The 13,727-nt window shown below is 52.5% G+C and carries 10 protein-coding genes and 1 pseudogene; 4 read left to right on the plus strand and 7 right to left on the minus strand.

Annotation, left to right across the window (positions count from 1 at the left end; translation table 11 throughout):
- Window positions 1-84 precede the first annotated feature (84 nt).
- Window positions 85-1,572, plus strand: a complete 1,488-nt coding sequence (locus JQ822_RS06735) for an MFS transporter (protein WP_213132797.1) — start codon at window positions 85-87, stop codon at window positions 1,570-1,572.
- Here JQ822_RS06735 and JQ822_RS06740 read toward each other — a convergent pair whose 3' ends face one another.
- From JQ822_RS06740 to yddG, 3 genes are all read right to left on the minus strand, one after another.
- On the minus strand, window positions 1,573-2,013 hold the full coding sequence (locus JQ822_RS06740; protein WP_446715001.1) for a GFA family protein: 441 nt from the start codon (window positions 2,011-2,013) through the stop codon (window positions 1,573-1,575).
- 83 nt (window positions 2,014-2,096) lie between these two features.
- Entirely contained in the window at window positions 2,097-3,194 is a 1,098-nt protein-coding gene (gene ompD / locus JQ822_RS06745) for a porin OmpD (protein WP_213132798.1), read from the minus strand.
- A gap of 459 nt (window positions 3,195-3,653) precedes the next feature.
- A complete protein-coding gene (gene yddG / locus JQ822_RS06750) occupies window positions 3,654-4,535 on the minus strand; it encodes an aromatic amino acid efflux DMT transporter YddG (protein ID WP_213132799.1) in 882 nt (293 codons plus the stop codon).
- A 232-nt stretch (window positions 4,536-4,767) separates the two neighbouring features.
- On the opposite strand from yddG, the gene fdnG reads away from it, so the two are divergent.
- From fdnG to fdnI, 3 genes are read left to right on the plus strand one after another with little or no spacing between them, the layout of a single operon-like run.
- The gene (gene fdnG / locus JQ822_RS06755) at window positions 4,768-7,815 is read left to right on the plus strand and encodes a formate dehydrogenase-N subunit alpha (protein WP_213132800.1); all 3,048 of its coding nucleotides are present in this window, start codon (window positions 4,768-4,770) and stop codon (window positions 7,813-7,815) included.
- Window positions 7,816-7,828: 13 nt separating this feature from the next.
- Entirely contained in the window at window positions 7,829-8,713 is an 885-nt protein-coding gene (gene fdnH, locus JQ822_RS06760; protein ID WP_115258486.1) for a formate dehydrogenase N subunit beta, read from the plus strand.
- Window positions 8,706-9,362, plus strand: a complete 657-nt coding sequence (fdnI, locus tag JQ822_RS06765) for a formate dehydrogenase-N subunit gamma (RefSeq protein ID WP_213132801.1) — start codon at window positions 8,706-8,708, stop codon at window positions 9,360-9,362. The genes fdnH and fdnI overlap by 8 nt, the downstream gene beginning before the upstream one ends.
- A 55-nt stretch (window positions 9,363-9,417) precedes the next feature.
- On the opposite strand, the gene JQ822_RS06770 is transcribed toward fdnI, so the two are convergent.
- The 4 genes and pseudogenes from JQ822_RS06770 to maeA all read right to left on the minus strand — a co-directional run bounded on the left by JQ822_RS06770 (window position 9,418) and on the right by maeA (window position 13,718).
- The gene (locus JQ822_RS06770; protein WP_213132802.1) at window positions 9,418-9,702 is read right to left on the minus strand and encodes a HigA family addiction module antitoxin; all 285 of its coding nucleotides are present in this window, start codon (window positions 9,700-9,702) and stop codon (window positions 9,418-9,420) included.
- Window positions 9,703-9,730: 28 nt separating this feature from the next.
- Window positions 9,731-9,808, minus strand: a pseudogene (locus JQ822_RS24550) (type II toxin-antitoxin system RelE/ParE family toxin); the annotation flags it as partial.
- 187 nt (window positions 9,809-9,995) lie between these two features.
- Complete coding sequence (locus JQ822_RS06775; protein ID WP_213132803.1) at window positions 9,996-11,711, minus strand: ABC-F family ATP-binding cassette domain-containing protein; 1,716 nt, start codon at window positions 11,709-11,711, stop codon at window positions 9,996-9,998.
- Window positions 11,712-12,020: 309 nt separating this feature from the next.
- Window positions 12,021-13,718: a malate dehydrogenase gene (maeA, locus tag JQ822_RS06780; RefSeq protein WP_213132804.1), complete on the minus strand. Its 1,698-nt coding sequence runs from the start codon at window positions 13,716-13,718 to the stop codon at window positions 12,021-12,023.
- Between the last annotated feature and the right edge of the window lie 9 nt (window positions 13,719-13,727).

Raw genomic sequence — 13,727 nt, forward strand, 5'->3', positions numbered from 1 at the left:
AACAAAAAGTTGGACATGCGTTCAAATTTCCGTAGGATCGCTAAAGCTGGACGCGCGTTCAATTTGGATTTTGTCGGGAGTTTTATGTTTCGTCAGTGGTTAACGTTAGTGATTATTGTGCTGGTCTACATCCCTGTTGCAATTGATGCAACGGTGCTGCACGTTGCCGCGCCCACGCTGAGTATGACGTTGGGTGCCAGTGGTAACGAGCTGCTGTGGATTATTGATATTTATTCTCTGGTGATGGCAGGGATGGTGCTGCCGATGGGAGCTTTGGGCGATCGTATTGGTTTTAAACGCCTGCTGCTGTTGGGCGGTGGGTTGTTTGGCCTGGCATCTCTGGCCGCTGCCTTTGCGCATACCGCCGGATGGCTGATCGCCACCCGCGCCGTGCTGGCTATTGGTGCGGCGATGATCGTTCCGGCTACGCTTGCCGGTATTCGTGCAACCTTTGCTGAACAGCGCCAGCGCAATATGGCGCTTGGCGTCTGGGCGGCGGTCGGTTCCGGCGGGGCGGCATTTGGTCCGCTGGTTGGCGGTATGTTGCTGGAGCACTTCTACTGGGGCTCCGTGTTCTTAATCAATGTTCCGATTGTATTAGTGGTGATGGCATTGACCGCGCGCTTCGTTCCGCGCCAGGCCGGTCGCCGCGATCAGTCATTAAATTTTGGCCATGCAATTATGCTGATTGTCGCCATTCTGCTGCTGGTGTATAGCGCAAAAACAGCCCTGAAGGGGCATACGGCAACCGCTGCGATCGTGCTGACGCTGTTAATCGGTGCGTTACTGTTGGGGCAGTTCGTGCGCATACAGCTCGCCGCATCGCGCCCGATGATTGATATGCGACTGTTTACACATCGCATTATCTTAAGCGGCGTCGTCATGGCGATGACCGCAATGATAACCCTGGTAGGCTTTGAACTGCTGATGGCCCAGGAGCTGCAGTTTGTACACGGGTTAACGCCGTATCAGGCGGGCCTGTTTATGCTGCCGGTAATGCTGGCGAGCGGATTCAGCGGGCCGATTGCCGGGATGCTGGTGTCGCGTCTGGGATTACGCTGCGTGGCAACCGCGGGTATGGCGTTGAGCGCCGTCAGCTTCTACGGGCTGGCGATGACCGATTTTAGCACTCAGCAAATACAAGCCTGGATATTAATGGCTCTGTTAGGGTTCAGCGCCGCCAGCGCGCTGTTGGCCTCTACCGCAGCCATTATGGCCGCCGCACCGGCAGAAAAAGCGGCCGCCGCCGGGGCTATCGAAACCATGGCCTATGAACTGGGCGCGGGTTTGGGGATCGCGATTTTTGGTTTACTGCTGAGCCGGAGTTTTTCCGCATCGATCATGCCACCTGCAGGGCTTAACCCGCAGGAGCTTGAGCGTGCCTCATCGTCTATGGGAGAAGCGGTGCAACTGGCGCATACGCTCCCGCCATCACTCAGCGAGGCGTTGCTGACTGCCGCCAGAGAAGCCTTTACCTGGTCACATAGTGTGGCATTGAGCAGCGCGGGCAGCATGCTTATCGTATTGGCGACAGGAATGTGGTTCAGCCTGGCGAAGGTGAAACGTCAATAACTAGTGGGCTAAATGACAGGGGTAATCCATCTCTTCGACTTCTTTGCCACTGAGTCGAGCGTATTGCCCCGTCAGTCTCCAGAACGCAGGCTGTGTTTCAGTGTAGATCTCTGCTGCCAGAATCAGGCGGCGGCGGTCTACTTCGTTAAGTTCCAGCAATGTCCACGGAATAAAGTAGCGTTCACTGTCGGTCAGCGTAAACCACAGTGGGCATCCGCAGCCGGAACAAAAGAAACGTTCACCACGGGTTGAAGAAAGAAAGTGCGAAGGTTCTGCTGATTCTGGTGACATCAGCGGATGACCGCTGGCCTCCAGGTACATGGCAATGCCACCAGACCACTTCTGGCACAGCGTGCAGTGGCAGGCATAGACATCAAGCATGTCGACGTTAACGGTAAAATGGCTCTGCCCGCAAAGACAACGACCTGTGAACGTCTGCACGTCATACTCCTTATGACCGAGTCTATATCAAGAGAAAAAGCCAGCCCGGGGGGGACTGGCTTTGTATTCAGCTTACAACAAAATTAGAACTGGTAGTTCAGGCCAACAGCCACGATGTTGTCAGTGCTTACACCAGCAGCGCGTGTGAAGTTGTTGTCGTCCAGCAGGTTGATTTTGTAATCAACGAAGGTAGACATGTTTTTGTTGAAGTAGTAAGTAGCACCCAGGTCTACGTACTCAACCAGATCCTGGTCGCCGAAGACTGCAATGTCTTTACCTTTGGATTTCAGGTAAGCGATGGACGGACGCAGACCGAAGTCGAACTGGTACTGAGCTACAGCTTCAAAGTTCTGCGCTTTGTTTGCGATACCGTTGATGTTAACACCGTTAACAGAGCCACCAAAGGTAGTCATGTTACGGGTTTCGGAGTAGGTGGTTGCCAGGTAGATGTTGTTCGCATCATATTTCAGGCCAGCAGCCCACACTTCAGCGTTTTCACCGTCAGCTTTGAATACGCCATTGTGGTTGTTCTGGGAGTCAGTACGGTCAGATTTCGCATAGGTCGCACCTACGCCGAAGCCTTCGTACTCATAAGTAGAAGACAGACCGAAACCGTCGCCATTAGCTTCTTTGTCGTTGCTACGGTCGTTTTTACCCTGGTACTGCAGGGCAAAGTTCAGACCTTCAACCAGACCGAAGAAGTCGGTGTTACGGTAGGTTGCAACGCCGGTAGTACGGCCGGTCATGAATACGTCGGTCTGGGTCCAGGTATCACCACCGAACTCAGGCAGAACGTCGGTCCATGCGCCGATGTCATATGCTACGCCGTAGTTACGACCGTAGTCGAAAGAACCGTACTCAGCGAATTTCAGACCCGCGAATGCCAGACGAGTTTTGTCGCTGTTAGAACCACCGGTGGATTCAGCACGGTTGCCTTTGAATTCATATTCCCACTGACCAAAACCAACCAGCTGGTCATTGATCTGAGTTTCGCCTTTGAAGCCCAGACGTGCGTAGGTTTTGTCGCCATCGCTGCCGGTATCGTCAGAGAAGTAATGCTGAGCGTGAACTTTACCGTACAGATCCAGTTTGTTTGCGTCTTTGTTATATACCTCAGCTGCGTTTACCGCGCCTGCTGCCAACAGGGAAGTCACTGCCACTGCAACTAATTTAAGTTTCATTCTAAATAATCCTTATAATTTTTTCTTGGTGTGATTCCTAAACCATTGCTAAACGAAGGGGTTCGTCAATGGCAAACTATTTTTAAATGACCTTGTGGTATGAGTTCAATAATAAGTTTCATAATATTGCAGAATATTTGAATTTGTGTGATCCAGATCTACATAATACAACTGATTATATTAATCGTATTAAGTGATTTATCGGGGTGGGTATATTTACGCAGGGGACTATTATCGTGGCTATGGTTTAATTAGCGTTAGTTACGTATGTATAATATATACTTGCAAAGTATTATAAATAACCACGTAATACTTTCGGGGGTTAATTAATTACCATATATTTAACATTTAATTAAACAAAATAAAACATAGCGCGCAAGAAAAATGAACAATAATTATTCATTAATTTGACTACAGTGTAGCCGGGTTTCGATTTTATGCTAATCCCGGCATCTTTTTTTAGGCATTACGTGTTGCCAGCCAGCATAGCAACGAACCTGCGCAGACCATTAGCGCGCCTTGCCAGAATGAAAACGACAGTGGGGCGTTCAGCAACACGGCGGCGAGCGCTGAAGACAGTACTGGGGTGAAATAAGAGCCGACGGCCATAATCGTGACGTTCCCATGCAGGATGCCGATATTCCACGCTGCATAGGCAAATCCTAAGGTGAATGCTGCTGTAAACAGTTTAATGGTCACTGGCGTGCTGAACACCATTTCAGGTTGCGGTGTCATGAAATAATAAATCCACAAACTTGTGGCCGTCAGTAACACGAACACGGTGATACCGTTAAAACCTTTTGCATATTTGTTGGTCACCGTGCAATAAGTTGCCCAGATAAACGCACCGAGAAAAGCGAGAAAATAGCTGAGTGGGCTGCTGGCAACGTTGCTGATAATTTCACCAGGATTGAGTCCATTCTCACCGCCTAATACCCAGCAGACTCCCGTTAACGCGACGATTAATCCAGGGATAACCAACCAGGTTGTTTTTTGACCATTAAATAATATCGCAAACAATATTGTCAGGCTGGGCCAGAGATAATTGACCATGCCGACCTCAATCGCCTGATGCCGGGTAGCGGCATAGCCCAGGGCCAGCGCTAAACATATTTCATAGCTGACGAACAGTACGCTACCGGCGATTAAATACCGAACAGGGAATTTACGGATATTGGGAAAGCCAACGGTGAATATCAGCAGCAGGCCGCTTAATGAGAATATCATGGCGGCACCGCCTGCGGGCCCCAAACCTTCGCTGACTCCCCGAATCAGCCCAACCATCGTACTCCAGAGCACAATGGCAATAAGCCCAATTAGCGTTGCTTTTTGTTTCGTCATTTTGTTTGTCTGTCCACGGCACTGGCAAAAAATGAAGCTGAAAGGTATAGCATTTTTACGCCATGACGCGCCAGTTTATTCCCTTTTGAGCTAACTCCTTATGAGTACACGGGTTAAGCAATTTGCACTATTTAGTAGCGGAACCGTTTCATTATTGATTTGACGCAAAATTTTTATGGATATAGCTGTTAGTTTCATCGCGAAGTTATAACTCTGATAAAAGAGGGATGCAATGGACGTCAGCCGCAGACAATTTTTTAAAATCTGCGCGGGCGGTATGGCGGGAACAACAGTCGCTGCATTGGGTTTTGCACCCAAGATGGCACTGGCTCAAGCGCGAAACTATAAGTTGATACGCGCGAAAGAGATCCGAAACACCTGCACATACTGTTCCGTAGGTTGCGGGCTATTAATGTATAGCCTGGGAGATGGAGCAAAAAATGCCAAAGAGTCGATTTATCATATTGAAGGGGATCCGGATCATCCGGTAAGCCGTGGGGCGTTATGCCCGAAAGGCGCAGGATTACTGGATTACGTACACAGTGAAAACCGTCTGCGTTACCCTGAATATCGCGCACCGGGCTCTGATAAGTGGCAGCGCATTAGTTGGGATGAAGCATTCACCCGCATTGCAAAATTAATGAAAGCCGACCGCGACGCCAACTTCATTGAGAAAAATGAACAGGGTGTAACGGTAAACCGCTGGCTTTCAACCGGGATGCTGTGTGCATCTGCGGCAAGTAATGAAACCGGCATGCTGACGCAAAAGTTTGTGCGCTCACTCGGCATGCTGGCGGTAGACAACCAGGCGCGCGTCTGACACGGACCAACGGTAGCAAGTCTTGCTCCAACATTTGGTCGCGGTGCGATGACCAACCACTGGGTTGATATCAAAAACGCTAACGTCGTGATGGTGATGGGCGGTAACGCCGCTGAAGCACATCCGGTGGGATTCCGCTGGGCGATGGAAGCCAAGAACAACAATGATGCCACGCTGATTGTTGTCGACCCTCGATTTACACGTACAGCTTCGGTTGCCGATATCTACGCGCCGATTCGTTCCGGCACGGACATCACGTTCCTGTCCGGTGTATTGCTGTACCTGATTGAAAACAACAAAATCAACGCTGAATACGTTAAGCACTACACCAACGCCAGCCTGCTGGTGCGGGATGATTTTGCATTCGAAGATGGCCTGTTCAGCGGCTACGATGCACAAAAACGGCAATACGATAAATCGTCCTGGAACTACCAGTTCGATGAAAACGGCTATGCCAAACGCGATGAAACGCTGTCCCATCCGCGCTGTGTCTGGAACTTGCTGAAACAGCACGTGTCCCGCTATACGCCGGACGTGGTGGAAAACATCTGCGGTACGCCAAAAGCCGACTTCCTGAAAGTGTGTGAAGTGCTGGCCTCCACCAGCGCGGCCGATCGTACGACGACCTTCCTGTACGCGCTGGGCTGGACGCAGCATACCGTTGGGGCGCAGAACATCCGCACCATGGCGATGATCCAGTTGCTGCTCGGTAACATGGGAATGGCGGGCGGCGGCATAAACGCCTTACGCGGTCACTCCAACATTCAGGGATTAACCGACTTAGGCCTGTTGTCGACCAGCCTGCCGGGCTATCTGACGCTGCCGTCTGAGAAACAGACGGATCTGCAAACTTACCTGGCTGCTAATACACCAAAAGCAACGTTGGCCTCCCAGGTGAACTACTGGGGTAACTATCCTAAGTTCTTCGTTAGCCTGATGAAATCTTTCTATGGCGATGCGGCGAGTAAAGAGAACGACTGGGGCTACAACTGGTTGCCGAAGTGGGATCAGTCCTACGACGTCATTAAATACTTCAACATGATGGATAGCGGAAAAGTCACCGGCTACATCTGTCAGGGCTTTAACCCGGTTGCGTCCTTCCCGGACAAAAACAAAGTGGTGCAGTCTCTGAGCAAATTGAAGTATCTGGTGGTTATCGATCCACTGGTAACGGAAACCTCAACGTTCTGGCAAAACCACGGCGAATCCAACGATGTCGATCCGGCATCTATTCAGACTGAAGTTTTCCGTCTGCCATCAACCTGCTTTGCGGAGGAGGACGGCTCAATTGCCAACTCCGGACGCTGGCTGCAGTGGCACTGGAAAGGTCAGGATGCACCGGGTGAAGCCCGCAATGACGGCGAAATTCTGGCCGGTATTTACCATCGACTGCGCAATATGTATCGCACAGAAGGCGGTAAAGGCGTAGAGCCGGTACTGAAAATGAGCTGGAGTTACAAGCAGCCGGACGAACCGCATTCAGAGGAAGTGGCAAAAGAGAACAACGGCTATGCGCTGGAAGATCTCTATGATGCCAACGGCGTGCTGGTTGCGAAGAAAGGCCAGCTGCTGAACAGCTTTGCGCTGCTGCGTGACGATGGCACCACGGCATCCTCCTGCTGGATTTACACCGGTAGCTGGACCGAGCAGGGCAACCAGATGGCTAACCGCGATAACTCTGACCCGTCCGGTCTGGGTAATACGCTGGGTTGGGCATGGGCATGGCCACTGAACCGTCGCGTGCTGTATAACCGCGCATCAGTAGATCCACAGGGTAAACCGTGGGATCCGAAACGCATGCTGATCAAATGGAACGGGACGAAGTGGACGGGTAACGATATCCCTGACTTCAACAACGCGCCGCCAGGCAGCGCGACCAATCCGTTTATTATGCAGCCGGAAGGACTGGGTCGTCTGTTTGCCATTGATAAGATGGCGGAAGGGCCGTTCCCGGAACACTACGAGCCGATGGAAACGCCGCTGGGGACGAACCCGCTGCACCCGAACGTCATCTCCAACCCGGCAGCGCGTCTGTACGAAGCGGATGCGTTACGTATGGGGAATAAGACAGACTTCCCATATGTTGGGACGACCTATCGTCTGACCGAGCATTTCCACACCTGGACCAAGCACGCATTGTTGAATGCGATTGCCCAGCCAGAGCAGTTTGTGGAGATCAGCGAAACGCTGGCGGCGGCGAAAGGGATTGCCAACGGCGACCACGTGAAGGTCAGCAGCAAGCGCGGATTTATTCGTGCAGTTGCGGTGGTTACTCGTCGTCTGCGCTCGCTGAACGTGAACGGTCAGCAGGTTGAAACGGTGGGGATCCCGATTCACTGGGGCTTTGAAGGAGTCGCGCGTAAAGGCTTTATCGCCAACACCCTGACGCCAAATGTCGGTGATGCCAACTCGCAAACGCCGGAATACAAAGCGTTTTTAGTTAACATCGAGAAGGCGTAAGGGAGGCTGCCATATGTCTATGGAAACGCAGGACATCATCAAAAGGTCCGCTACCAACTCCATCACGCCGCCACCTCAGGCACGTGATTACAAAGCAGAAGTCGCGAAACTGATCGACGTTTCCACCTGTATAGGCTGTAAAGCGTGTCAGGTGGCGTGTTCAGAATGGAACGATATCCGCGATGAAGTCGGCCATTGCGTCGGGGTGTACGATAACCCTGCCGATCTCAGCGCCAAATCCTGGACGGTGATGCGTTTTACCGAAACCGAACAGAACGGCAAGCTGGAATGGCTGATTCGTAAAGACGGCTGTATGCACTGTGAAGATCCGGGCTGCCTGAAGGCATGCCCGTCTGCCGGGGCAATCATTCAGTACGCCAACGGGATTGTCGATTTCCAGTCAGAGCATTGCATTGGCTGTGGTTACTGTATTGCCGGATGTCCATTTAATATTCCGCGCCTCAATAAAGAGGATAACCGCGTGTATAAATGTACGCTGTGTGTGGATCGCGTCAGCGTCGGGCAGGAGCCTGCCTGCGTGAAAACCTGTCCAACCGGGGCGATACACTTCGGCACCAAGCAAGAGATGCTGGAAATGGCCGAGCAGCGCGTGGAAAAGCTGAAATCGCGCGGCTACGAACATGCCGGTGTCTACAACCCGCAGGGTGTGGGCGGGACGCACGTTATGTACGTCCTGCATCACGCCAACCAGCCGGAGTTGTACCACGGTTTGCCAAAAGATCCGCAGATAGATACCTCTATCAATCTGTGGAAAGGGGCGCTGAAACCGCTGGCCGCCGCCGGATTTATCGCCACCTTCGCCGGGCTGATTTACCACTACATCGGTATTGGCCCGAACAAGGAAGTGGACGACGACGAGGAGGATCATCATGAGTAAGTCGAAAATGATTGTGCGCACGAAGTTTATTGACCGCGCCTGTCACTGGACGGTGGTGATCTGCTTCTTTCTGGTGGCGCTGTCGGGGATTTCGTTTTTCTTCCCGACGCTGCAATGGCTGACGCAGACCTTCGGCACGCCGCAGATGGGGCGCATTTTGCATCCGTTCTTCGGCCTGCTGATTTTCGTCGCGCTAATGTTCATGTTTGTACGCTTTGTGCACCACAACATCCCGGATAAGAAAGATATTCCGTGGCTGAAAAACATTGTGGAAGTGCTGAAGGGCAATGAACATAAGGTGGCGGATGTCGGTAAGTACAACGCCGGTCAGAAAATGATGTTCTGGTCGATCATGAGCATGATTTTTGTGCTGCTGATTACCGGGGTAATTATCTGGCGTCCGTACTTTGCGCAGTTCTTCCCGATGCAGGTTGTGCGCTACAGCCTGTTAATCCATGCTGCTGCGGGCATTATTCTGATGCACGCCATCCTCATCCATATGTATATGGCATTTTGGGTGAAAGGATCGATTAAAGGCATGGTAGAAGGGAAGGTGAGCCGTCGCTGGGCGAAGAAACACCACCCGCGCTGGTATCGCGAAGTCGAAAAGGCCGAAGCCAAAAAAGAGAACGAGGAAGGGTTGCAATAATCCATTGACGTTCTTCTAATAAAAATGGCGCTACCGATGTAGCGCCATTTTTTTATCACTGCATCACCAGACGGCGAAGCCGGGAAATATCAACGCTTTTTTCAGCTTCCGCCAGACTCCAGGCATTTTGCAGGTTTAACCACATTTCAGGCGAACTGCCGATCACCACAGAAAGTTTGATCGCCATTTCAGGCGTCAACGCCGCTTTACCGGTTAACAAGCGGCTTGCCGTTGAAGGTGCAATCTCCATTGCTCTGGCAAACTCACGCAGACTGACATTTAGTTCGTCCAGCGCTTCCTGAATAATATCCCCCGGACGGGGATGATTTGCCATTTTCATCAATGATAATCCTCGTAATCTAATATGTACGCGTCGCCATAACGCCAGATGTTCGTCCATGAAGAAACAAGTCGCGCAATCCTTTGTGCCTGAAGTTCATGATCATCCATTCTCTCCTTGTTCCCTCAAAAGGAACACCATCATTAATGTTCCGCTTCGCGCAACATTAATCGCTATGTTTTACAAAATTGTGCGGCGAATAGGCTAAAAGAAAAAGCGGGAAGGGGAATATCTGGAAAGCGTCACGCAAGATTTGCCGGACAGGGCATAACACCGTCGTCCGGCAATGGGGTTTACTCCAGTTGTGAATTCAGACGCTCAATCTCTTCACGCCATTGCGCCTGTAGCTGCGGTTTCTGATGTTTCGGTTTGCGGGCAAGGTCGTCGGCCAGCCGCTGCTCCAGTTCAAGAAGTTTCTCCAGAATTTCGTCTCCATTATGATGGGAATCAGGAACAACCTCTGCCACGGTTTTGCTCACCGTTAACTCACTGGCGGTTTCCTGAATGCGGGCGTTGATCGCCTCCAGATCGTGCCATTCGCTAAGCTCACCCTCATCGATAAACCAGAAGCGGTTACAGCTTTGGCTGATAAGTTGACGATCGTGGCTGACCAGCAGTACGCCGCCGCTAAAGGTGCGCAGTGTGCGCGCCAGCGCTTCTTTGCCCTCCATATCCAGATGGTTGGTCGGTTCGTCGAGCATCAGCAAGCTATAGCGCGCAAGCGTCAGCCCGATAAACAGCAGCCGTGATCGTTCACCGCCACTTAAGGTTCTGACCCGCTGCGGGTGACGAACCCACGGGAACCCCGCGCTGATCAGCGCCATCTTGCGAACATCCGGCTGCGGGGCAAACGGCTCCAGGGCGTCGAACAACGAGTCGTCATCCGCAAGCTGGTGCAGCGACTGATCGTAATACCCCAGCGTGACGCGCGGGTGCAACACCAGCGATGTCGAGGTCATCTGCGTCTGGTATTGCTGCCAGATAAGCTTTAACAGCGATGATTTCCCGCAGCCGTTGCGCCCGACAATCGCCACGCGATCGCCGCTTTTGATGCGAATGCCCGCAATGGAAAACAGCGTTGCTGCGTCAGGCGCCGGAGAGACCGGCAGGTCTGTCATTTCCAGCAAGCGGTCGGCACGCAGGGCATCACCCTGTAATGTTAGTAACCACTGACTTCCGGCAGTGACTTCCGTCTGGTCATCCTTCAGGCGTAGCACCTGTTTTTCCATCTGCTTGGCCTTACGGGACAAATCTTCGTTGTCGTAGACCCGTCCCCAGGTGGCCAGACGTTTGGCGCTGGCGGTGATGCGATCGATTTCCTTTTGCTCTGCTTTATGGCGCAGTGCGTCGCTGGCATCTCTGTCCACTAGCGCCCGGCGCGCCGCGCTACAAGGGAGATCGAAAGCGTGCAGCGTGCGATCGCGCAGGATCCACGTTCCGTGCGTCACCGCATCCAGCAGTTGCGGGTCGTGAGAAACCACCACAAAACTGCCAGTCCAGCGCTGTAAAAATTGCTCCAGCCACAGCAATGTGGGCAAATCCAGATGGTTACCCGGCTCATCCAGCAGCAGCAGATCCGGATTGCGCATCAGCGCACGGGCTAACAGCAGGCGCGTGTGCTGCCCGCCGCTCAGCGTTTGTGCGGTGAGGTGCAAATTCTCCGACGTAAAGCCCATTTCTGCGAGCAGCGACTCAACCCGCCACTGCTGACCCGCGCGTTCATGCTCGGGAAGCTGGGCCAGTACTGCCTCCTGCAACGATAGCGGCAGGATTGCGTCCGGTAAATGTTGTTCTACGCGGGCCAGGTGGCAGTGGTGCGCCTGGGCAATGGATCCGCTGGTGGGTGAAATTGTGCCATCGAGCAGCTTTAACAGCGTGCTTTTGCCGCAGCCGTTGTAGCCGATAAGCCCGATGCGGTCGCCTTTTTTCAGCGTAAAGGTGAGTTCGTCAAACAGCGTGCCGAATGCTGTATCAACGTGTAAGGATTGTGCGGTTAGTAATGTGCTCATTGTTGCTTACTCAAGAGTTACAGGCGCAAAAACGCCTCGTCAAACATCGCTGACGATAACCCGGTAAGCCCGAGAGAAGGGGATTTAGAAGTTAGCTTCGCTCAAGCAGAAGTTATCGCAGCACGATACCGATAACGCTTGAGCACTGGCGATCGCCAAAAGCATGTGAAACGATCAAACGTTCACAGTACAGCATAAGTATCCTCCTTGTATTTTTCCGAATGTTAATCGATGGTGAAAGTGTAATCGCAAGCTGCTGGATTGTGCAAGTGTTGAACACCCGGCGGCAGGGTACCGCCGGGTAAATCGTCAGATAGACGTCCGACGGTAGTCGCGGTATTCCGCTTGCCAGAAGTTCTCGTCAATCGCCTGCTGCAAAGCTTCTGCGGAGGTTTTCACCGCCATGCCTTGTTGCTGGGCCATTTTACCGACGGCAAACGCAATGGCGCGGGAAACGGTCTGAATATCCTTCAGTTCCGGTAACACCAGCCCTTCGCCGTTGAGCACCAGCGGTGAATACTGCGCCAGCGTTTCGCTGGCCGACATCAGCATTTCATCGGTAATGCGTTTGGCGCCAGAGGCGATTACGCCAAGGCCGATACCCGGGAAGATATAGGCGTTATTACACTGCGCAATCGGGTAGATTTTATCTTTCCAGGCTACCGGGGCGAACGGGCTACCGGTGGCAACCAGCGCATTGCCTTCGGTCCAGGCGATAATATCTTGCGGCGTAGCTTCTACGCGCGACGTCGGGTTAGACAGCGGCATGACGATTGGGCGCGGACAGTGCTTGTGCATCTCGCGAATAATTTCTTCGGTAAACAGACCCGTTTGGCCAGAAACACCGATCAGAATATCCGGCTTAACGTTGCGTACCACGTCGAGCAGCGACAGCACATCTTCCTGCGTATCCCAGTGCTGCAGGTTTTCGCGCTTTTGCACCAGTTTGGTCTGGAACGAGAGCAGGTTAGGCATTTTGTCGGTTAACAGGCCAAAGCGGTCAACCATAAACACGCGCTGACGCGCGGCGTCTTCACTTAATCCTTCACGCTGGATTTGCGCGATGATCTGCTCGGCGATCCCACACCCGGCGGAGCCCGCGCCGAGGAAAACAATGTTCTGTTCGCTCAACTGACTGCCCGCCGCGCGGCTGGCTGCTATCAGCGTCCCCACAGTGACCGCCGCCGTGCCCTGAATATCGTCGTTAAACGAGCAGATTTCATCGCGATAGCGGGTCAAGAGCGGCATGGCATTTTTCTGCGCGAAGTCTTCAAACTGCAGCAGCACTTCCGGCCAGCGATGTTTCACTGCCTGGATGAATTCATCAACAAATGCGTAGTATTCATCGTCAGTGATGCGCGGGTTACGCCAGCCCATATACAGCGGATCGTTCAGCAACTGCTGATTGTTAGTACCGACATCCAGCACCACCGGCAGAGTGTAGGCCGGGCTGATGCCACCACAGGCGGTATACAGCGACAGTTTCCCGATAGGAATGCCCATCCCGCCAATCCCCTGATCGCCAAGACCCAGAATACGTTCACCGTCGGTCACGACGATGACTTTGATATTGTGATTCGGGACGTTTTGCAGGATATCGTCCATGTTATGACGGTTCTGATAGGAGATGAACACGCCGCGTGCGCGACGGTAGATCTCAGAGAAACGCTCACAAGCGGCACCCACCGTTGGGGTATAGATAACAGGCATCATCTCATCAAGATGATTTTGCACCAGTCGGTAAAACAGGGTTTCGTTGGTGTCCTGGATGTTGCGCAGGTAGATATGTTTGTCGATTTCGGTTTTGAATCCCTGATATTGGATCCAGGCGCGTTCGGCCTGTTCTTCAATCGTCTCGACCACTTCCGGCAGTAACCCCAGCAGGTTGAAGTTACGGCGTTCTTCCACGCTGAAAGCACTCCCTTTGTTCAGTAAAGGAAATTCCAGCAGTACCGGGCCAGCGTAAGGGATATAAAGGGAACGCAGTTTTTTAGTTTCGTTTTCCATGTCACTCAC

It is taken from the genome of Citrobacter sp. FP75 (genome assembly GCF_018342065.1).
Taxonomy (GTDB): domain Bacteria; phylum Pseudomonadota; class Gammaproteobacteria; order Enterobacterales; family Enterobacteriaceae; genus Citrobacter.

Coding starts and splice junctions, on each gene's coding strand:
- JQ822_RS06735 (WP_213132797.1), top strand. CDS start 85: ATGTTTCGTCAGTGGTTAACGTTAGTGATTATTGTGCTGGTCTACATC.
- ompD (WP_213132798.1), bottom strand. CDS start 3,194: ATGAAACTTAAATTAGTTGCAGTGGCAGTGACTTCCCTGTTGGCAGCA.
- yddG (WP_213132799.1), bottom strand. CDS start 4,535: ATGACGAAACAAAAAGCAACGCTAATTGGGCTTATTGCCATTGTGCTC.
- fdnH (WP_115258486.1), top strand. CDS start 7,829: ATGTCTATGGAAACGCAGGACATCATCAAAAGGTCCGCTACCAACTCC.
- fdnI (WP_213132801.1), top strand. CDS start 8,706: ATGAGTAAGTCGAAAATGATTGTGCGCACGAAGTTTATTGACCGCGCC.
- JQ822_RS06770 (WP_213132802.1), bottom strand. CDS start 9,702: ATGAAAATGGCAAATCATCCCCGTCCGGGGGATATTATTCAGGAAGCG.
- JQ822_RS06775 (WP_213132803.1), bottom strand. CDS start 11,711: ATGAGCACATTACTAACCGCACAATCCTTACACGTTGATACAGCATTC.
- maeA (WP_213132804.1), bottom strand. CDS start 13,718: ATGGAAAACGAAACTAAAAAACTGCGTTCCCTTTATATCCCTTACGCT.